This is a genomic window from Paenibacillus cymbidii, from assembly GCF_004764705.1.
Lineage (GTDB): Bacteria > Bacillota > Bacilli > Paenibacillales > NBRC-103111 > Paenibacillus_AN > Paenibacillus_AN cymbidii.
The window spans coordinates 1-19,878 of the sequence record NZ_SHLX01000038.1 but is presented as its reverse complement, the minus strand read 5'-3'; the positions used below and the strand labels follow the sequence as shown (position 1 = coordinate 19,878).

Genomic DNA, 19,878 nt, shown 5'->3' with positions numbered 1-19,878 from the left:
GTTTGTGTGAATGCCCATGCCTTGGCGGCTGCGGGCAAAGTCGAAGCGGCTTCCGCGGATGCTTGGCCTTATGCGGTAAGCAGCAAGGTGATGACTAGCAGTTCGAACAGCACGAGGGTCATAATGACCTCGTCATTGTAGAAGCCCGGCGATCCAAAAAAGGGGAAAAAGCGGTTGGGTCCCGGATTTGCCGGGTACTGTTTGACTTTCAAATACAAATGGCTTTTTTCGACGCGAACGATCGTTCCTTCGTACTTTTGGCCGTCTGTCATCTCCACCATAACCGGCTTGTTCATGTATTGGCTGCAGAGCCCGTGCAAATGATCGCGATGCTGATGAATCGCGTTCAAGGATGCGGGGTCGGCCTGATAGATGACCTGCGACGGGGCATTGCCAGGGTTGATCATGCGTAAGACACCTCCATGTCGTCAGTGGGGAGAGTTTAGCAAGCCATACTCCCTTTGATACCCCATCCTATGCAGGTGCCCAGCAGGTGTGAATGCCCATGGAGGTTGCGGTGACGACGGCGCCTGTCTGCGGTGCCGCCGTCTCGCTGCAGCGATCGTCGGCGTACTAGCCGATGGGCTGCTGCAGCAGCCCATTCAACGCGGCGAACGTCGCTTGCCGCTGGTCGAGCAACTGCTGCCGGTCCCAGGCGCCGGCGGCAAGATCGCCTTCGATGACCAGCATCAGCCACGCGGTGCAAATCGCCGCGTGAGCGAAATAACCGGCGATGAACCGCTCGCGGTCGCACAACCAGCCAAGCCGCCGTCTGTGTTCCATGTAAACGGACAGCGCCTCGCTGCGCAGTTGCGGATTGGAAGGCTTCGGGTAATAGGGATGCGTCATGTCCAGCAGGCAGTACAAATCCCAATATACCGAGCCGATGTGAAGGTGCTCCCAATCCATGACGACGATGGCGCCGTCGCGAGCAAAATAATTGCCCCGATGCAAGTCGCCGTGGGTCACCACTTGCTCCGAATCGTCGCCTGCTCGCTGTACGAGCAGTTCCAGGCGGCCAAGCAGCGGCTCGGCAAGTCCGAGCTCGGCGATTGTCGCGCGCAGCTGCGGCCAACCGGCGTGAATATCCGCCAGCTTCGAAGCCAGCGACGGCTTATCGGCGTCCGTGCGGAAACGATAGGGCACCAGTGCGGCAGGCAGCTGATGCCAATTCGGAATGACGGCGGCCATATCAAGCACCAGCGGTTCGTCGTAATCGTGCGACAGCGCGCCCATATCTTCGAAAATCGTCCAGTATCGCCCCGGATCGTCATGGTCGGCGTTGGCGACGATGCGGGCATGACCGGTCGGCAGCAGGGACAACACATGCTGCTGCACCCAGGCTTCCTTGCCGAGATGCGATTCGTCCGCCAACGGTTTCAAAATATAGCTGACGGTGTGCCCGTCCTTGTTCATGTAGAATCGTTCGATCGATCTGCCGTTCCGTCTCGTGTATAGATGATCGCGCCCGGTAATTTTCGCGTCGTCCAGCGTGCCGTCCGGAAGCATCGCCGAGTGCGGCATGTTCCGTCACCCCCTGCATTGTAAACGAACGGTTAAGGTGCCTTCATTGTACTACACATCGGGAGCGATGACGACTAAAACGAAAAGGCAAGCTGGATCGGCGGCGCCGCTTCCGCGGGAGCGGGTTCGCCGGTCTTCCCGAGGACGCGGGGGCCGCCTGTATCCAGCGAAGAAAGCCCATAGCGGTCCAGCAGCTCGCGGATCGTGCGCTTCAGCGGCTCGCGGTAAGCTTCCGCCGCATACGCGGAGCCCCGGTACAGCTCGGTATACCGGGATACGAGATGCGGGTAGTATCGCTCGAGCGTCCGGAAGAACCACACTTTGACGTCGGATATGCTCAGCCGCAGGAAAGAAGCCATCACGAACGACGCGCGGCTGGAGGCCGCCATGCGGATGAGCTCGTGCAGCGCCTCTTCGCCGTCGGAGACGAGCGGAATAATCGGCGCCAGGAACACGCCGGCCGGCAATCCTTCTTCCGCAAGCGTTCGCACCGCTTCGAACCGCTTGGCGGGAGAAGGCGTAGTCGGCTCGAACTGCTTCCAGACGAGCGGATCGAGCGTGCCGATGCTGATATTGATCGATGTCAGGTGCAGCTTCCGGAGCAAATCGAGATCGCGCAAAATAAGCGGCGAACGGGTCATGATCGACACCGGGATGCGGTAGTCGGCCAGCACCTCCAGGCAGCCGCGGGTCAGCTTCGCTTGCTCTTCGATCGGCTGGTAAGGATCGGTGGCGGTGCCGATGGCGACGCGGCCGATCCGCGGCCAAATCGACAGCCCGCGGCCCCGCTTGGCGCGGACGAGCGATTCCAGCTGCCGGCGCAGCACGGCGGGGGCGCTGTCCTTCAGGAAGATGCGGTTCTGAAACGTATCGTCCGTCTCGGCGCCCAGGAAGGAATGCGTGCCCCGCGCGTAGCAGAAGCTGCACCCATGCTGGCAGCCCCGGTACGGATTGATCGACCATTCGAACGGCATCGCCGGCACGTTGACCCGGTTCAAAATCGTTTTGGCCGCAAGCGGCTCGTATCGGACTTTGCGTTTCATAAGAAGTTCACCGCGCTTCCGGCAAGGTCGTAAATTGGGAAAGTGGTTCCATCATACCAAACGTATGTTCTCTTTTCAAGTGCTGCAATTCACGCCATTGTTCTCGGCGGCATTAAAACAAGCGGACGTCCCGCTCCTCCAGAAATGCCAGCGCCTGCTCCGCCATGTTGCGCTCGATGCCGAACGTGTTCCGCAACATGCCAAGCCAATCGTCCCGCCGCACGAATTCATGCGTTTCTTCCCCGCGTTCGGTTCTGACGAACAGCTTGCGGTTCACGACGCCGAAGGCGGCGTCCGGTCGGAACAGAGTGGCGACGATGCGCCGCATGAACGGATTTTCGTCCTCGTCCCGCAGCGAGTGTGCGATGATCTCGTCAAAGTCCGCCAACATGGCCGGCCGCCATTCGATGCATTTGGCCACGAGGCTGTTCCCGTTCAGGCGCCGGTCGATCCGGTACTGATCGCCCGACAGCCGGGAAATTTCGACTTCCTCCCGAAAGCGGGTGAAACGAGGTTGTTCCTCCAGTGCGAGCGGGTCGAACAACGGGGCGCCGTAACCGACGTCAACGTAATACGAGCGGCCTTCAACTGTAACCATCAGCCCCAGATGGGTGTTGCCGCCGGTCGCGCGCACCGGGCTCGCCTGAAATCCGAGCGCCTGCAGCAAAGCGCCGAAGTGCGCGTTCAGAATATAGCAATTCCCGCCGAGCCCTTGTCCGGCGAAACGCTGCAGAAACTGCTCCGCATCCGGAAGCCAGTTCAGCCCCGTTTTCCCTAAATGCGTGTAATAGTGGAATTTGCTTATGTTTTCAAACGGGAACGTCGTCAGATGCAAGCCGATCAACCGGTGCAAATACGCCAGGCTCGGCGGCTGCCGCTCCGCTTGCAGGCAAGTCAGGTAATCATGGGCGACCGATTCGTTCATCGTCATGCAGGCTCTCCTCCTTTTTTGAACTGCCTCTTCAATGGGGCTTCAGGATCATCAGCGCAAAAATGACCAGGCACAGCGCCGACGCCCATGCGTGCAGCCAACGAACGCGGGTGTACAGGACGGATGCCTCCTGCGGCGTTTCCAAATTCCCCGGCTCGACGGCGCCGCCCTTCGCTTCCGTCTCCGCCAGCAAGCCGAGCAGCCGTTTCGATGCCGGATTGAGAAAACCGACGACCAGCACTTCGACAAGCACATAAATCGCCAGCGTGCCGACGATCCACATTTGCAGCCAGCCGCCATACGATCCCATCAGAAGCAACAGCACCCCGGAGAGCACGGCCAGCGTACCGAACAGCTTCGGAAACAGCTCCAGCCGCGTTACCGTGCGGAGCGACTCCTCCATGCCGGCAACGGACTCCCGCTTCCACAGCAGGAACGGGAACGCAAATGCCGGACCAAGTCCAACGATCGCGGATAATACATGCACCAAAACAAGCCATTTCATCGCAACACCGCCTTATGGGAATTCAAGTTTCCTTGCGTTCCCATTCTAACCGCGATGCGAGGCGGGCTTGTATCGGTAGAAATACGTATTTTGCTCGTCAAATGGAAGCGTGCAAGGCTGAAGGAAGTTGCTCACCGGCGCGGCTCGTCGTCCGCTTCCGCCGCCAGCTCTTTCTCCACGATGTAGCGGGTTAGTGCCGCCCTTGAAGCGATCTGCAGCTTCAGAAAGATGCGCTCCATATGAGTCGTCACCGTTCGTTTGCTGATATAAAGCGTTTCGGCGATCTGAGCGTTCGTACTCCCGCCGGCCGCACAGATTGCCACTTGCCTCTCCCGCGGACTGAGCGCGGTGAAGAACGGTTCGTTCATCCGTTCCCACTCCAGCCGCGCCCTCACCAGCAACTGCCCGAGCAGCGGCTTGCGATCCCGTTCCGGAACGGCCGCAGCCGCGAACACCGCTTCGCCCAGCTTGCGGGACAGCAGCTGCAAGTAGCGATCGTCGTAGCTTTCGAACGCTTCCGGCTCATCTTCCTCGCTTTCGCAACAAACGATGCCGACAAAACTGCCGTATGCCCGAACGGGAATGCCAAGATAGCTTCCCCGGGTCGGCGGTGCGGGCACCGTTGCTTCGCCGCCTTCAGGCGGTCCGGGGACGGGCCGGTCGTGCGTGCGGATCGTCTGTACGTACTTGACTTGCTCCCGCATATGATGCAGCCGGACAACCCGCGGCTCCGCCTCAATCAGAGCGGAGAGCCGCCGCATCGGCTCGAAGGCGGTTTGATCCGTTCCCGCTCCGGGCACCCCTCTGGAAGCGGCTAGCCGCATGGGCGTTTCGCCTTTGCCGGCGATCCAGTATGTCATGCGGCGCCAGCCGTGAGCATCCGCCAGCGCCGCTAGCAAATCGCCGTACAACTCCGATGCGGGCAGCAGATGGTCGGCTTCCTCCAGACATTTTCGCAAGGCAATCACCTGGAAAACCGCCACCGCGCGCAGCGGCGCCTCGTCCGGCAGACCGGCCATCCAATAGGCGGTTTGCAGCTCGTGCCGGATGGAATCGAAGCGCGGCCCTTCCGTTTCGGCGTGCGAATAGCGCAGTTCCAGCTCCCAGTGCAGCAAGTCGTTCGGATCGGCAAGCCGGAGCAGCGCATGCGGGTTTTCGCCGAGGTTCGCTGCGGTTTTGTTGAAAAACTGGTTGGCGGCGGCAATATGATCCGCATCGATCGGCCATACCCGGCTCAAGTTGATAATATTCGGCATTCCGTCCCGCGAAACGGTCAGCAGCGTACATGGCAGATTCCCTTTCAGGGCGGGGGCCAATTCAGCGGTCAGCATCCTGCGGCTTCACCTCCTTTCCGGCAAACGAACGCCGGCCTGCGGTCCGGGCGTTTGCCCGAACACGGCCGATATCTCCACACCGACGGCAAAACAATCGTTAGGACTTACTGCGTGCAGCAGCGACAGACGGGGGAATGTCCGCTCCGTCCATTCCAGCTGACGCTCCAGTGCGCTGGCATCCTCCTTGGCGAGCGGGCGATACCCGCAATAGGCGCCTTTGATCTGGTACGATTCGTTGTCGACGCCGGACGTCAGAAGCACGGCCAGCCAGGCATCCGGCCGCGCCGTGTCGTGAAGCCGGCGCCATTGGCGGCGCATGACGGACACCCAGATTCGTCCGCGCTCGCGCTCCGTCACGACGGCGTAGCCGCGACAGCCGAACGGGCGGCCGTCCGCCCCGGATGCGGCTAGATGAATAAACAGCGGCACCGGCGGTTCCAGCAACCGCTCCCATGCTTCGGCAGCGCGCATGGCGAATGCCCCTTTCCTTGGTTTGAAATCGAAATAGGGCGAGAAGCGCAAAAAACGAGCTTATCTGCCAAATAGCCAGCGAAATCATTGGCTATTTCCATGATGACTACCGTTTTTGGCAAAATAACCAATAAAACATGGCCTATTAGGAGGGCCAAGTTGACATGCGGCTGAACAGGCTGCGAAGCAAACCGCGTGTCGGTATCCTTTCCACATGCGATAGCCCGAATCCTGCCCGGTCCGGGAGCCGTGCAACACGCAGGAAATACCTTCCGCCGGCTGGTCACCCGCCGCTCCTTGCGGTACGCTTAAGATCATGAACGGTTAATGCCGATATACTTCATAAGATAAATGGTTGCCGTCCGTAAAGAAGCGTGACAACGCGCTTTCACGGATGGGAGACGCAATGGAGGACGTATGATCGACGGGAATTGGAAAAGCGGCCGAACCGCTGCGGAAGAAGAAGCGGCGGCGCGGCTGCTTGACGAAAACGGCTATTCGCACGGATGGGAACATTATGCCGACGAATTGTCGCGACTGGACACGGAGCTGGAGCTGTGGCTGCGCCGCAGCCGGATGTGGCCGGAAGGGCCGGAGGTCCCGTACGAGCCGTTCAACGGCTTGTACGTGTCCGACGCGGAGTTCGCCTTCCTCGTGCGGCAACGGCCGGCGCAGATGCCGATTCCGGCCCCGGCGGCGGCCGGGCAGCCCGGGATCGCGGCGCTGGCGGGCAAACTCGAAGGCCTGGAGCGGCGCATCGCGGCGCGGCTTGCCCGCAGCGCAGGGCGCGGGGTGTTCCTGCCGCTTCCTTACGCCGCGCGGCTGTTCCGGCTCGGCGCCTTCGAGGAGCGCTGCGTCATGCTTGCGCTGGCCGTGGAGCTCGACCGCAAGTACGAGCGGCTGTTCGGCTACATGCAGGACGACTTGACCCGCAAGTATGCGTCGGTCGACTCGGCGCTGCAGCTGTTTTGCCGCTCGGAGCAGGAAGCCCGCTCGGCTCGTGCGGTTTTCGGCGCCAAGGGCAAGCTGGCGACGTACTTCCTCCGCCGGCCGGAAGAAGGCGCGCCGCGCGCCGACTCGCTGCTCGCCCAACCGCTGCAGATCGACCGGCGCATGGTGCGTTTCCTGCTGGAGAGCGGCGCGCTCGACGCGGACATGGCCCGCTATGCGCAGATCCACTATCCCGACGCGCCGCTGCAGGAGCTGCATGTCGGGCATGCGCAGCAGCGGCGGCTGACCGGATTCATCGCGTCGCATTACGCCCCGTCGGCGTCGGCGCCGCGTCCGCTGATGCTGTACCTGTGGGGCCAGAGCGGCGCCGGCAAGAAGCTGCAGGTGCGCCATGTGTGCCGCCGCTTCGGCAAACCGCTGCTGATCGTCGATCTGAAGCGGCTGCAACTGGAGCCGCAGCCGCTGCACGAGCTGCTGGACGGCGCGTTCCGCGAAGCGCAGCTGCTGCAGGCTACGTTATGCTTCGAGCGGACGGAGTCGCTGCTGTTCGAGGAAGAGTCGAACGAGCCGGAGGAGCGCCGGCCGCCGGACGAGCGGCTGCAGAGCGAGCGCCGGCTGACCGCCTTCATCGAAGGCGTCGAGCGTTACGGCGGGCTCGTTTTTGCGCTGGCCGACCGCTACGTGAAGACGGTGCGCAAGCCGAAAACGCACCTGTTCATCGACCTCGAGCTGCCGATTCCGGACGAAACCGAACGCAGGGCGCTGTGGCTGCGTTACGCCCGGGACGCCGCTTTCGCCGGCGACGTCGATCTTGCCGTCATGGGCAGCAAGTTCCGCTTCACGCCGGGCCAGATCGCCCAGGCGCTGCAGCTCGCGCAAGGCCTTGCCGGCTGGAACGGCCAGGCGGGAAGCGCAGCAACCGCAGCCGGCGCCGCAACGGCGGAAGCTGCAGCCGCGCTGCAAGCGGCGGCATCGCCGCAGCCGGCGCCGATCGATTCGCCGACGCTGCACCGCGCTTGCTACGCGCAAGTGCAGCACCGGCTGGAGAAGAAGGCGACGCGCATCGATCCGAGCTACGGCTGGGACGATATCGTGCTGCCGGACGAGCAGAAAAGCCAGCTCCGGGCGGCGGTCAACCAGATCAAGCTGCGCAGCGTCGTTTACGGCGACTGGGGCTTCGACCGCAAGCTCGCCTACGGCAAAGGGCTCAGCATGCTGTTCGCCGGCCCGCCCGGCACGGGCAAAACGATGTCCGCGCAAGTGGTCGCCAGCGAGCTGCAGCTGGAAATTTACCGTATCGACTTGTCCCAGGTCATCAGCAAGTACATCGGCGAGACGGAAAAAAACCTGCACGAAATTTTCACCGAAGCGCAGCTCAGCAACGCGATTCTGTTCTTCGACGAGACGGACGCGCTGTTCGGCAAACGGTCCGAGGTCAAAGACTCGCACGACAAATACGCCAACGTCGAAATCGCCTATTTGCTGCAGAAGATGGAAGAGTACCAGGGCATTTCCGTCATGGCGACGAACCTGCTGCAAAATATCGACGAAGCGTTCATGCGGCGCATCAGCTACATCATCCGTTATCCGTTTCCCGATGCCGCTTACCGCGAGCGCATCTGGCGCGGGGTGTTTCCGCAGGACGCGCCGCTGTCGTCCGATGTCGATTATCCGCTGCTGGCGGCCAAGCTCGAGATCGCCGGCGGCAACATCAAAAACATCGCCGTATCCGCCGCTTTCCTCGCCGCCGACGCCGGCGAACGCATCGCGATGAAACATTTGTTTACAGCAGCCCGCCATGAACTGCAAAAAACAGGAAAGATTTTGCTGCAAAGCGATTTTGGCGAGTTCCATTAATGTGTCGTATGGCACATTTTCGCCAAATCGGCTAATTTTTCAGAGGCTGGCTATAGTCACGGAGAAGCGGAACCCGTATAATAAATAGCGTACATGAATTGACAAAATTCTGCGTATTTTGCTAATTGATATCGGAGCCGTGCGGAGGTGTTGGCGATCGGCGATTTTACGGTAATTGCAGACGTGGGAGCGTCGATTGTGAAGCTGCTTCGCGAGCAGATGACGCCGGAGCCGATTTCCCAGCCGGAACTGATCGGCATGGCTTCGCCGGCCGACAAGGGCGACTTGTTCCTGTCGCTGTATCTGTACAACATTCGCGACAACGGCGAGAACCGCCAGACGCGGATGATCGCCCGCGGCACGAGCGCGATCCAGCATCCGCCGATGGCCGTCGATTTGTACTACTGGCTGACGGCGTATTCAACGGCCGAGCTGTCGTCCCGCGCGCTGGACGAGCACCGCATTCTCGGCAGAGCGATGCAGGTGCTGTACGACCACTCGGTGCTGCGCGGTTCTTCCGTGGTAGGCACATTGGCCGACCAGAACGAGGAAGTGCGCATCGTGCTCGATACGCTGAACGGGGACCAACTGACGCGAATGTGGAACTTCTCCGACGTTCCGTATCAGTTGTCCGTCGGTTACGTCGTCGGGCCCGTAAATATCGATTCCACCCGGGTCAAAACGACGAAACGCGTGCTTGAGCGCGATTTCCGCATCGAAGGGTAGGCGAGGCGATGGAAACCGTACGGCTCGTCAAGCTCAGGAATCGGCTGTCGCTCGCCGTTCGCGTACTGGACGCCCATACTTCGGAGGCTCCCCGCCAAACAGGCGCCATTGTCGCATTGGAAGACATTGCAGCCAAGCCGGTCCGCAAGGACGACGGCTGGTACTTGTTCACGGATTTGACCGAAGGCGCCTATCGCCTGAACGTAACCATTCCCGATTACTTCCCGGAACAACTCGATATTCGCGTGAATGACGCTCATTCGATTGTTTATGTGCCGCTCAAGGCGACGCCGTCGTTCCCGTTCCGCGAGAACGACACGCTGATCCGCGTCATGTTTCGGGACGGCGAGGAGCGGCCGGTAGCCGGGCTCGCCTTGACGGCGACCGTCACGACCGAATCGTGCGCCAAGGCGCGGCTGATGCCGGAGCAGACCGAAGCCGGCGCCAGGGAGCTGACCGTCGGACAACTTGCCGGCGCTATGCTGCCGGGCGAATGCTACCTCATTCAGAGCCGCACCGGAGAAGGAGCGGCCGAGCGCTGTGAAATCGCCGAAGCGGAGGGCCGCACGGCCAAGCTCAAGGCGCCGCTTGTCCGCCCCCATGCCCGGGGCTCACTGTTGCTGCCGGTGCTGCGCACGTTTTCAAGCGAACGCGGCGAAGCGGTTATCGCCTTTCCCGGCCATCGTACCAAAGCATTCGACGTCAGGCTGCAAATTGAGGGCGCCGGCGGCCGAACGATCGAGCGGGAGGTGACGATGCGCGAAGGCGCCACCGTCAACCTCGGCACGATACGCTGGTAACGTGCCGACCTGCAGCAAGGTTACATAATTCCCCCTGTTTTAGCGGATTGGACTCGTTCAATCTTCTATAAAACCCAAGCAGAAAGGAGAGAACTGATTCCGGGTTCGCGATTTTCGCAGACTGCCTGTACAGCATCGCTCGCGCGAACGAACGGAATCGGGGAACAATGGCTGAATATTTATCGCCAGGAGTGTACGTGGAAGAGTTTGACAGCGGCGCACAGCCGCTCGAGGGCGCGAGCACCAGCACGGCCGGATTTATCGGCCTCGCGCAAAGAGGGGAAGTGGAGGGTGTTCCGCTGCTTATTACGAGCGTGGCCGATTTCCACCGCAACTTCGGCAGCTATTTGTCGGAGAACGCGTTCGGCGACTACCGATTTCTCTCTTATGCCGTGGAGCATTTCTTCCTGAACGGGGGCTCGCGCTGTTATGTCATGCGTGTCGCTCCTTCCGATGCGAAGAAGGCTCACAACCAGACGGAAGCCAACACGGAAGCGGCTGTGCTGAACATTACGGCGAAAAATCCGGGAGCCTGGGGCAACCAGGTCCGCGTCGCCGTCGTGCCGGCAAGCAAGGCCAAAACGCAAGTTTACGAAGTGGTCGGCGCGTCGAGCTATCGCGTCAAATCCAATGCCGGCTTTAACGTGGGCGACATCGTCGCGTTCGACGGCGGCAGCGGCAAACAATACAACCGGGTCGTTTCGTCGCAGGACAACATCGTCGAACTGGCGAGCCCGATCGACGGCGAAGCCGAAGACATCGTCGACAGCAACCTGCTGCCGGCCAAGGTGTTGACAACATCCGAATTTACGATGCACGTGTTCTACGGCGATGAAGCCGAAACGTACGAGCGGCTGTCGCTGAACGTGCTGGCGGCCAACCACGTGGCCAAAATGCTGTCCCGCTCCAACATCGTCATCGTTTCGGATACAAGCGGTTCCGCGGGCGACCTCGGCTTCGTTCCTCCGTTCGAGCTCATTTCCGGCCTGAAGGAAGAAGCCGGCAAGTTCCAGATCGCGCTGTCCGCAGGCAGCGACGGTTCCGCATCGAGCCTCGCGGCTAGCGACTTCATCGGCGTTGACCGCGGACCGGGCAAACGCACCGGCATCCAGTCGTTCATCGACAACGACGTCGTCAGCATCATGTCCGTTCCGGGCGTAACCGATCCGAACGTGCAGCTGTCGCTCGTGGCCCATTGCGAAAACTTGTCCAGCCGCTTCGCCGTGCTCGACGTGCCGCGGGAGAAGACGAAGGTAGCCGACGTGATGACGCACCGCAACATTTTCGACAGCAACTATGCGGCGATTTACAACCCTTGGCTGCAAGTGTTCGATCCGCTGGACAAGCGCAACATTTTCATCCCGCCGTCCGGTTCGGTCATGGGCATCTACTCGCGTTCCGACCAGACGCGCGGCGTGCATAAAGCGCCGGCGAACGAAGTCGTGCGCGGCGCCGTCGGCCTGGATTGCCAGTACAACAAAGGCGAACAGGACATCCTGAATCCGAAAGGCGTCAACCTGATCCGGTCGTTCCCCGGACAAGGCATTCGCGTATGGGGCGCGCGGACGGCATCGTCCAACGGGCTCTGGAAATACGTCAACGTAAGACGTCTGTTTATTTTCCTCGAAGAATCGATCAAGAACGGCACGAGCTGGGTCGTGTTCGAACCGAACGACGAGCAGCTGTGGGCGCGCGTACAGCGCACGATCGACGCGTTCCTGACGCGCGTATGGCGCGACGGAGCGCTCATGGGCGCAAGCCCGGCGGAAGCGTTCTACATCAATATCGGCCGCAGCACAATGACGCAGGACGATATCGACAACGGTCGGCTCATTTGCGTAATCGGGGTGGCGCCGGTCAAACCGGCCGAATTCGTCATCTTCCGCTTCACGCAGAAAACGAGAGAAGAATAAGTAGCGAATACGCTGAAAGGGGAATAGCATGGCTGGCGAACGCAGGGACCCATACCGCAATTTTAGATTTCGGGTAGAAGTGGAAGGCATTCAGCAGGCGGGCTTCAGCGAAGTGGCCGGTTACGACGCATCGCTCGCGGTGATCGAGTACCGGGAAGGCAACGAAGTGATCACCCCCCGCAAACTGCCCGGTTTGGCCAAATACGGCAACATTACGCTCAAATGGGGCGTTACCGACTCCATGGATATGTACAACTGGATGTCCGAAACGCTGCAAGGCAAAGTATCGCGCAAAACCGTCACCATCATCGCGATCAACGAAGAAGGCACGGACGTCGCGACCTGGCAGGTTATCGAAGCATGGCCGTCCAAATACACGGCACCGAACTTCAACGGCACCGGCGGCGAAGTGGCGATCGAGCTGCTTGAGCTGGCGCACGAAGGCATGACCCGTACGAAGTAAGCGAACCAGGGGAGGGGGGCGAAGGACCCCGCCTTCCCGTACAAGCGGGAAACGGTATCCGCCCGGGCAGGGCGGCATGGCCGTTTCCTCTTGTCTCTTGTTTGTCCTGTTGGCACCTGATTGTATATAAACCGATTCCTGCGATTTGAACCATCCCATTCGACAATAAGGGGCGCCAAGGTCCATTGCCCTTCCCATATTTATCTACCCATTCAGCGGATAGAGTCCGGTCGCATCCCAAACGGGATACGCGGATTGAAAAGAAGATCAACGGTTGAAGCCCGTCAGGGCAATAACGAGGAGGACCAACAATGGCATTCAGAACCGAATACGAATTCGAGCTGCCGCGAGGCTACGTGGACGAAGACGGCAATTTGCACAAACGCGGCGTGATGCGGCTGGCGACGGCGGCGGACGAAATATTGCCGATGCGCGACCAGCGCGTGCAGGCCAATCCCGGCTATTTGTCGATCATCCTGCTGACGCGGGTCATCACGAAGCTCGGCGAATTGCGGGCGATCGATACGCGTGTCGTCGAGAAGCTGTTTACGGCCGACCTCGCGTTCCTGCAAAATTTTTACCGGCAAATCAACGAAATGGAAATTCCGAAGGTGCATGCGACTTGTCCGAAATGCGAGCACGAGTTCGACGTTGAAGTGTCTTTTATCGCGGAGACGGACGGAGCATAACCGGGTACCCCATCGACAAGATTTACGAGGAAGCCGGATTCATCGCCTATTACCTGCACTGGCCTCACGATGAAATCATGTCGATGGAGCACCGCGAGCGCCGCAGATGGTGCGACGAAATATCCCGGATCAACCGCAATTTGAACGATGACGGCGGCAGCAAGCCGGAGAACGTGTTCGACGTATTCGGCAAGCGATAAGAGCCGCCGGCGAAAGAGGGAGACGTTGCCGTGGCCGTTTCAACTACCAAATACGATGTGATCGGCGCATATCGGTTCCTGGTCGAGCTGGACGGGCTGATCGTCGGCGGCTTCACCGAAGTGTCGGGCCTGCAAGCGGAAACCGAGCTGATGGAAGTGGCCGAAGGCGGCGTGAACGGCTACGTGCACCAATTGCCGAAGCGGATCAAGTATCCGCCGCTCGTGTTCAAGCGCGGCATCTCCAACTCCAGCGAGCTGTGGGACTGGTACGCGAACGCGTCGATCGGCAAGATCACGCGGAAGAGCGGCTCGGTCATCCTGCAAAATCAAGCCGGCAAGGAGCTGTGCCGATGGAATTTTTTCGAGTCTTATCCGGTCAAGTGGAGCGGACCGGATCTGAACGCCACCTCGAACGGGGTCGCGATCGAAACGCTGCAGCTTGTGCATAACGGGCTGAAGACGATTTTCAGCAAAAAGTAAACCGGCGGCGCGCCAGGGTGTGTCTGAGAACGCCGAGGGCAGCGGATTGTGCCGAATTTTCGTTCCATGCAAGGCGGTTTTGCGCAGGGGCTTACAGGAGGTAAGTCAAGCAAAGGCAACGCAGCAGGGGGCGAAAAGGCGGTGCAAGATGCCACTGAGCGGGTTTTCAAGCACGCCCTTGTCCGTCCAAGAATTGGGGGGACGATTCATGGCTCTGAAAAGGTCCGGCGGTCGTTCCTTGGGCGGACCGGGCGGCATACGAATGAAAGCCGGAAGCAAGCGAAGCGGCATCGGAGGCGGAGCCGGAGCGTTGTTGTCGGCGCAAGGCTGGCAGCGATTCGCGGCCGGCATCGCCGGCAAGTACGGGTTCGGCCGCTGGCCGTATCTCGGCGGACAGGAAATCGTGTTTCGCGAACGCGAACGTTCCACGGACAGAGCCGAATGGTTACGCTTCATGCGCCGACTGCAGCGTCAGCTGCAGCAAATGCGCGACAGCAACGCGTCGATGATCGTGACGAAGGCCGATACGCTGCACCGGCTGGAGCGGGTGATCGAACAACATTGGCACCCGGCCCCGCTGCGCCAAGCGGCGCAAACGAGTGCGGCGAATGCCGGAAGGCCGGAGGGCCGCCGTGAAGCTACGGCGCCTTCGTCTGCTGCCGGACGGCAAGGCGGTGAGCAGTTGCTGCCTCGAACGGGAGCAGCGGCGCCGGGCGTGCCGGTGGATCGGCCGGCGCCGGGCAGAGCTGACGCTGTGCAGCGTCGGCCGGAATCGCCGGCGGCGGGGCGCGCGGAGCGGACGAACGAGCCTCGCACGCCGGGCGCCGCTCCGGCCGAAGGCGATGCTTCGCCGTGGCAGCCGCTGTCTCTGGACACGCTGCGTCCGTTCGGCCAGCAAATAACCGCCCCGCGGGAAGGTTATGCGCCCGAAGGCGAAGGGTTGGCTCAGGAACGCGCGCGGGAACAGACGCAGCGCGAGGGGCGGCGGCAGGCCGGAAGCGGGACGGGGAACGGCGACCTTCCTGGTGCGTTGGCTCATGCGCCGGCGGACAGGCAGCCGGAGGCGAAGCCGTCTTCCGGCGCACCGGGCCGGCAAGGGGCAGCGGATCCGGCGAGTATGTCGGAAACGGGCGATGCGGGGGATCGGCCGGAGGCGCTCCGTCGGTCGGAGGATCGGGGGAGCGAGCAGGCCGAAGGTCGGCAGCGCCGCTCCGGACCGCTTGCGGACGAGGGACAGTTTGCAGAGTCGGCGAAGCGGCAGGAAGCTGCGCCGGAGCTGCCGGATACGGGGCAAGCGGGGGAAACGGTGGCGACGCCGCTTCCGCCGTGGACGTCCGCGACGCCATTCGGTTCGCCGCCGGCAACGGGCGAGCGGGCCCGGGATCGCCGATCTTCGGACGATCCGGCGGATGAAGCGGCGAGCTTGCCTGCCGGTGAAAGCACGGATCAACTGCCGACGGATGAGGAAAGGCCGGGGGCGGTTGTTCGGCCGGCAAGGACGTCGGCAGACGCTCGCGCGATGCGAGGAGAGGAAGCGGCAAGCGGCGAACGCCGTGCCGGAGCTTTCCCGGATGCGACGGAAGGCGAAGCGGAGCCGGATTCGGTTCATGACGCGAACGGTTCCCTGTCGGAAGCGGGTTTTGCGGGAGAAGGAGCCGGGCGGATTCAGCGCACGGCGGTTCAGTGGCCGGCGAAGCGCGGGGCGATGGTATTGGACGGCGAATGGCCGGCGGCCATTTGGCCTTCCGCGTTTGACGCCGAGGCTTGGCCGGAGCGCTTCGGCAGCCGGAGCGGCTGGAGCGCCAACCGGGCGGACTGGGGCGGCGCGCGGCTGCGCCAATGGATGGCGGCGCGTATCGGCATCCCGGCCCCGGGCGGCGTGGCTGCGGCTTCGGCCGATCCGTTCGGGCTCCCGGCAATGGCCGGAGCGGCGGGCAGTTATGCGCCGGCGGCACTGTTATATTTAGTGCGGCAGGCCGGTTCGGCGGCACCTGCCGAAGCGGTTCGCGCGCTGCTGAGCCAGGCGGTGTCCGCTCGCGACGCGGCGGCGGCGATTCGGCGGATGCAGGAGATGGCGCCAGCGGAGGCGACGGCTCCCGCATTCCGCGCGGCAAACGCGGAGCGCGCCGGGAACGGGGAGCCGCGAGGCGCCGTGTGGCTGCCGGCAACAGTCGGCGGTGCGACGGCCGTAAGCGGGCCGGCAGTAGTCGGTCGGACTGAAGATGGCGGTTCCGTCGCTGCAGGCGAAGGAACGGCTGAAGCAACAGGAATCGTCCGGCGGACGGCGCAGCAAGCCGGAGACAGCTCGCCAACCGGCATGGAATCGGCGGTTGCCGGCGGATCGACGGCGCAGCGGCCGATGCTTCGCTCGGATGTAACGGCTTATCTGGCGCTTGCCGGCGCGCCGAACCGGATGAGGGCGGGAGCGCCCGCATTCGTGTGGCGCGAGCGGCTTGCCCAGGAAGTGGCGGCAACGCTTGTGGAAGGGCGTTCCGGCTTCGCGGCGCTTGATGCGGCCCCGTCGGCGGAGGAGCAGGGCAGAACGGGTCGGCGCGGGTTTGCATCCGGCGGGTCAATGTCCGCGTCGAGGTTTGGCGCAGGTCGGCGAAGCGGCGAGGCTGCTGCGTCGTTTACGGCCGAGCCCGGTGACGGGCCGCAGGCGGAACGCGCCGGTACGGCGCTTCGCCGGCAGCCGCTGCAGCGGGAGACAGTCGCGCGGCCGTGGCAACGCAAGGCGGATATGCTGCTGCGCATGGCGGGCGGCCGGCAGTTGACGCCCGGTTCGCCGGTGGCGGTGACGCAGCGCGAACGAGTGGCGCCGGCAGATGGCGCGCCCGCAACGGCAGCTCGAAGACGCGGTGCGGAGATGAACCCGGTGCAAGATGCGGCGGTTATGGCGCCGCCTGCTGCGGGCCGGGGCGACGGGGATGAAGGAAGAACGTTCCCGGCAACCGGCAGGAGAACGGCGGAGACAACGGCGCAGCGCCTTGGCGGAAGCGCGTCGGCAGCGGAACGGGAAGCGGATCGGGACGGCCGGATGGCGGTTTGGGGGCGCGAGCCGGGTAATGCAAGCATTCGCCGGGCGTTGGCGGCAGAGCCGACAACCGGCGAAACGGGAGCCGGGCAACGCGCGCGGCGGCATCCGGCGGAGCGGCAGCTTCCCGCAGCGGGAGCGCTGCTGCTGGAATGGCTGCGGCGGACGGCAGGCTTGGCGCTGCCGGCGGACGCAATCGCGTCCGGTATGCCGGAAGAGCGCCGCCTGACGGCAAGGGCGCTGCAGGGCAACCGCGAAGGCATCGCGCTCGGCGTTCGTTTGTTGCGGGAAGCGAGGTCGCTCGTCTCCGGCTTCCCGGAGCGAACGATAACCGCAGCCGACAGCGCGGTTATGCTCAGGCGAGCGGCCGGCGACGAAGCGGCCGCCGGGTACGCTTCGGCGGCAACGGGCGGAAGCCGCGCGGGCAGGCAACGCGCCGGCGCGGCCGGCCCGGGGAGCCGCAGGCAGCAATCGCAGCCGCAGCTCGTGTGGCAAACGCTGCGGCTGTTGGCGGAGGATACGGCAACAACGCCGCGCGGCCGCAGGCAAGCCGTGCGGGAGTGGCTGCAGCAAGCAGGCGGCGGGCTTTCCGAGGCGTGGCGAGGGGCGGGCGAACCGGCAAACGCGGAAGCGGCATCGTCGAATCGGGCTGCAGCCGCTGCGGAAATACGCCGGCCGAGGCAGACGGAAGCGAATCGCAACAGCCGGATCGGCGATTGGCCAGCCGGGTTCGGGCCGGACGGGCCGCCGGTTGTCGCAGCGGGGCGCTTGCATTACACGGCGCCGGGCGAAGGGGACGAATCGTTCGCCGGTTTGCTTGGCGGCACCGTCATCCGGCGCGAGCCGGAGGAACGCGGCCAAGCGGCAAGCCGGCAGCAGCCGCTGTCGTTTCGCCGCAACAACCGGCGAACGGCGGAAGAGGCCGGCGAGTTGGAGCCGCTGTGGCAATGGCTCGCGAGCCGGTTTGCGCCGGCAGCGGAACAATCCGCCGACGCCCGCGGCCAGCGGCGGCAACGAAGCGCCGCTGCCGGGCAGTTGCCGGCCGGTTCAACCGGGGAAGGCGCACGGTCGGCCGAGGCGGAAGCGACAGCCGGCGACGAAACGGCGCAAGCGGAGTTATTGCCGCTGCTGCGCAGTGGCCGCCAGCCGGACGGCACGGGCGTCATGGACTTCGTAACGGCGCTGGCGAGGGGCAACAACGCTTTCCGCTTGGCGCTGATCGAGAAGACTGGCGCTGATACAGACGGGCGGACCGAACAAGGAAACGCGCTTGCCTGGGAAGCGCCGGAGTGGGGCGAAGCGCAGCGGCTGCTGCGGCAAGCCGCTCCGGCGATTGGTGAAGCGGATGCGGCGCCGGAGCAATTGCGCCGCACGGCAAGCGCGGCAACATGGCGGAGCGCCGTAACGTCAACCACTGCCGGCGAAACGGCAGGCGGCGGGGTCGGCTCCGCGGACGCTTCGGGCAACGATCCCGGGGCGTCCGCTGGAGAAAGGCCGGCCGCCGCAGGCAGAGCGGGGAGCGTCATCCGGCGAACCCCCGCTGGGGAAGCGGCACATGCGGCAACGGAGCCGGCGCTGCACCGGCTGCTCGAATCGTTGCAGCGGCGGCGTCAGCGCCGCATGGGCGTCATTGCTCCGCAAGCCGGCGCATCCGGCCGCGGAGCCGGTCCGGGCAGCCCCGCAGGCGGCGCGGCAGGTCGCCCCGGCGGCGGGCCGACGCAGGAACCGGCGGCGGGGCCGCTGATTCGGCGGCAGCCGCTGCCGGCGCGCGAGCCGGTTGTGCTGCGCTTCGTCGAACGGGCGCCGAGCGGCGAAGGCGGCGCCACGGCAACGGGCCGCACGGATGCGGCGGGAGCGCTGCAGCAACGCGCAGTCATGCGCCCGGCAACGCCGGGCGGCGACGAAGCTGGGCCGCTCGGCGGAGCAGGCACAACCGGCGGACGGTTGTTCCGTTCGGCGGCGGCGGAATCGCCGCTGACGCCGAGCAACGGCCGCACATTCGCCGGACAGGCGGATGCGGCAGCCGGATTCCCGCCGGCGCAGCGCGACATGGCCGGCACGTTCGGCCAGCAGCCCTTCCTGACGGGCGGTTTGCCGACGGATTCGCCGGCGGCGTTGTCGGCGGCAAGCGCCGACGCCTGGATCGATGCCAATTCGGTATTTTTGACTTATTACCGGCCCTGGAGCCAGGAAGCATCGGCTGCGTCGCAGACGACGCGCACGATGATCGAACGGCTCGCCGGGCGCGTCGTTGCTCCGGCAACGCTGCGCTCCGGAGAAAATTCGCCGGCATCTGCGGCGGCAGCGGCTCTTCGCGCAGCGGAGCTGGCTCCTGCCGCACGGGGGGCCGGCAGCGCCGCAACGCCGGGGCTGCAGCGGGCGCAGCGGCTCGGCGCTGGCACCGCGGGCGGCGCCAACGCGTCGCAGGAGCGGCTTCGCGGCAACGCTGCCATGTCGGCGGCCGCGTCGGTCGGCCGCTCGTGGAAGCAAGCGCCGCTGGTTGCGGTGCAGCGGACGCACAGCCTGCTCGAGCGGCTGATCGAGCGCATTGCCGCCGCGGTTTCGCCGCCGCGGGAAGGCGCGCCCTCAGCGGCGGCGGTCTCGCGAGCGGCCGCTGGCGACGCCGCGGCCTGGACGCCGGCGGCTCGCGTCAGCGCAAGCGCCGCCTTGTCGGCGCAAGCGCCGGCGCAGTCGCTCGGCGACGGCACCGGCACCGCCGGCAGCGTAAACGCGCCGCAAGGGCTTCGCGGCAGCGCCGCCGAATCGGCGGCGGCGGCCGGCGGCTTCTGGCGGCAAGAGCCGCTGGTTGCGGCGCAGCGGAACTTGCGGCTGGTCGAGCGGCTCGTCGAGCGCGTCGCCGGCGCGGCATCGCCGCAGCGCGCGCCGGGCGGCTCGCCGGCCACGGCAGCGGCCGCACGGGCCGCCGCAACTGCAGCCGCCGCATGGCCGGCGGCTCG

The 19,878-nt window shown here is 64.0% G+C and carries 15 protein-coding genes and 1 pseudogene; 9 read left to right on the top strand and 7 right to left on the bottom strand.

What is annotated here, in order from left to right; all coding sequences use genetic code 11:
• Window positions 1-68: 68 nt before the first annotated feature.
• The 7 genes from EXY20_RS33500 to EXY20_RS33470 form a co-directional block, all read right to left on the bottom strand.
• Entirely contained in the window at window positions 69-407 is a 339-nt protein-coding gene (locus EXY20_RS33500) for a hypothetical protein (protein ID WP_135556787.1), read from the bottom strand.
• Between the two features lie 166 nt (window positions 408-573).
• A complete protein-coding gene (locus EXY20_RS33495) occupies window positions 574-1,524 on the bottom strand; it encodes a phosphotransferase (protein ID WP_135556786.1) in 951 nt (316 codons plus the stop codon).
• A 74-nt stretch (window positions 1,525-1,598) separates the two neighbouring features.
• Window positions 1,599-2,567 carry an SPL family radical SAM protein gene (locus tag EXY20_RS33490; RefSeq protein ID WP_135556785.1) on the bottom strand — a complete coding sequence of 323 codons (969 nt, stop codon included), beginning with the start codon at window positions 2,565-2,567 and terminating at the stop codon, window positions 1,599-1,601.
• Between the two features lie 112 nt (window positions 2,568-2,679).
• Window positions 2,680-3,498 (bottom strand): arylamine N-acetyltransferase family protein, encoded by an 819-nt coding sequence (locus EXY20_RS33485; protein WP_135556784.1) that lies wholly within the window; start codon window positions 3,496-3,498, stop codon window positions 2,680-2,682.
• Between the two features lie 31 nt (window positions 3,499-3,529).
• Window positions 3,530-4,003, bottom strand: coding sequence for a DUF2269 family protein (locus EXY20_RS33480; RefSeq protein WP_135556783.1), 474 nt, complete (start codon window positions 4,001-4,003; stop codon window positions 3,530-3,532).
• 131 nt (window positions 4,004-4,134) lie between these two features.
• Window positions 4,135-5,334 carry a LuxR C-terminal-related transcriptional regulator gene (locus EXY20_RS33475; RefSeq protein WP_135556782.1) on the bottom strand — a complete coding sequence of 400 codons (1,200 nt, stop codon included), beginning with the start codon at window positions 5,332-5,334 and terminating at the stop codon, window positions 4,135-4,137.
• A 9-nt stretch (window positions 5,335-5,343) separates the two neighbouring features.
• Window positions 5,344-5,808 carry a hypothetical protein gene (locus EXY20_RS33470; RefSeq protein WP_135556781.1) on the bottom strand — a complete coding sequence of 155 codons (465 nt, stop codon included), beginning with the start codon at window positions 5,806-5,808 and terminating at the stop codon, window positions 5,344-5,346.
• A 417-nt stretch (window positions 5,809-6,225) separates the two neighbouring features.
• On the opposite strand from EXY20_RS33470, the gene EXY20_RS33465 reads away from it, so the two are divergent.
• The 9 genes and pseudogenes from EXY20_RS33465 to EXY20_RS33425 form a co-directional block, all read left to right on the top strand.
• Window positions 6,226-8,616: an ATP-binding protein gene (locus EXY20_RS33465; RefSeq protein ID WP_167859703.1), complete on the top strand. Its 2,391-nt coding sequence runs from the start codon at window positions 6,226-6,228 to the stop codon at window positions 8,614-8,616.
• A gap of 147 nt (window positions 8,617-8,763) precedes the next feature.
• A complete protein-coding gene (locus tag EXY20_RS33460; RefSeq protein ID WP_235886324.1) occupies window positions 8,764-9,342 on the top strand; it encodes a DUF4255 domain-containing protein in 579 nt (192 codons plus the stop codon).
• An 8-nt stretch (window positions 9,343-9,350) separates the two neighbouring features.
• Window positions 9,351-10,142 carry a hypothetical protein gene (locus EXY20_RS33455; protein ID WP_135556780.1) on the top strand — a complete coding sequence of 264 codons (792 nt, stop codon included), beginning with the start codon at window positions 9,351-9,353 and terminating at the stop codon, window positions 10,140-10,142.
• Between the two features lie 167 nt (window positions 10,143-10,309).
• A complete protein-coding gene (locus tag EXY20_RS33450) occupies window positions 10,310-12,055 on the top strand; it encodes a phage tail sheath family protein (RefSeq protein ID WP_135556779.1) in 1,746 nt (581 codons plus the stop codon).
• Between the two features lie 28 nt (window positions 12,056-12,083).
• A complete protein-coding gene (locus tag EXY20_RS33445) occupies window positions 12,084-12,518 on the top strand; it encodes a phage tail protein (protein WP_135556778.1) in 435 nt (144 codons plus the stop codon).
• A gap of 311 nt (window positions 12,519-12,829) precedes the next feature.
• Window positions 12,830-13,207: a phage tail assembly protein gene (locus EXY20_RS33440; RefSeq protein WP_135556777.1), complete on the top strand. Its 378-nt coding sequence runs from the start codon at window positions 12,830-12,832 to the stop codon at window positions 13,205-13,207.
• On the top strand, window positions 13,204-13,407 hold the full coding sequence (locus EXY20_RS40540; protein WP_135556776.1) for a DUF6760 family protein: 204 nt from the start codon (window positions 13,204-13,206) through the stop codon (window positions 13,405-13,407). The genes EXY20_RS33440 and EXY20_RS40540 overlap by 4 nt, the downstream gene beginning before the upstream one ends.
• 30 nt (window positions 13,408-13,437) lie before the next feature.
• A complete protein-coding gene (locus EXY20_RS33430; RefSeq protein WP_135556775.1) occupies window positions 13,438-13,887 on the top strand; it encodes a phage tail protein in 450 nt (149 codons plus the stop codon).
• Between the two features lie 208 nt (window positions 13,888-14,095).
• Window positions 14,096-19,878: pseudogene (locus EXY20_RS33425) on the top strand (hypothetical protein); the annotation flags it as partial.